1 protein-coding gene is annotated in these 1,100 nt (G+C 76.0%); it reads left to right on the top strand.

The genetic code is table 11. The features are described 5' to 3' along the window. The first annotated feature begins 17 nt into the window (after nt 1–17). Nucleotides 18–914, top strand: coding sequence for a TAXI family TRAP transporter solute-binding subunit (locus ABZU46_RS31800; RefSeq protein WP_354863385.1), 897 nt, complete (start codon nt 18–20; stop codon nt 912–914). Nucleotides 915–1,100 lie beyond the last annotated feature (186 nt).

The raw sequence follows: 1,100 nt of genomic DNA, 5'->3' as shown, positions 1-1,100 counted from the left end.
TGATATTCCGATATGTGGTGGTGGTGGGGGGGCGGACCGCCGGGGGCTGGCGGGACGTGCGGGCGGCGGCGGTGGCGATCCGGATCGCCACCGGCAGCCCCACCGCCGTCTACTACGCGTTCGGGCAGTCCCTCGCGACCATCCTCAACCGGGAACTGCCCGGGGTACGGGCCAGCGTGGTGATCACCGCCGCCTCGGCGGAGAACGTCCGCCTGGTCGGCTCCGGAGCAGCCGAGCTGGGCTTCACCCAGGCCGACGTGCTGCCCGCCAGCCCGACGCAGAGCCCGACGGTGGACGCGGTGGCGCGGGTGTACGACGACCAGCTGCACCTGGTCACGACCGACGGCGGGCCGGTCCGCACGATCGGCGACCTGCGCGGCCGGCGGGTCTCCGTGGGCGCGCCCGGCTCCGGCACCGAGATCACCGCCACCCGGCTGCTGGAGGTGGCCCGGCTCGGTGGCGACGCGGTACGCCGGGAACGGCTCGGTCTGGACGATTCGGTGGCGGCCCTGCGCTCGGGGCGTATCGACGCGTTCTTCTTTTCCGGCGGTCTGCCGGTGCGGGGCATCGAGGAGCTGGCCGGGCGCAGCGCCACCCGGATCGTGGACCTCGGTGAGTGGACGGAGCCGCTGCGCGCCCGCTACGGCCAGGTCTACGTCTCCCGGGACATCCCCCGCTCGGTGTACGGCATGAACCCGGTGACCACTGTCGCCGACCCGAACTACCTCATCGTGCGGGCAGACCTGCCGGAGCCGCTGGTGCGGGAGGTGACCCGGCTGCTGATGGAGCGGCGGGCCGAGCTGGGCGCGGCGCACCCGGCGGCGGGACGGATGAGCCCCCGCTCGGCGATCGCCACCGCGCCGCTGCCGCTGCACCCCGGTGCCGCCGCCTGGTACCGGGCCGCCAAACCCTGACTGTCGCCGGCCGCGCCGAGAGGCGCCCGCCGCCCTGGTCGGGCCGCTACCGGGCCGGGGCGGGCCGCAGGTCGACGGACGGGTCCTCGTCCGCCGGCTCCCCCGCCGGCTCGGGCTCGGGCTCGGGAGCCGGGAACCACAGGCCGGCGACCAGCCCGCGCGGCTCGGCCGGCCGCTTGGTGAGCC

Origin of the sequence: Micromonospora sp. NPDC005197 (genome assembly GCF_040608295.1) — a bacterium.
Lineage (GTDB): Bacteria > Actinomycetota > Actinomycetes > Mycobacteriales > Micromonosporaceae > Micromonospora.
This window is presented reverse-complemented; position numbering and strand designations above follow the sequence as displayed.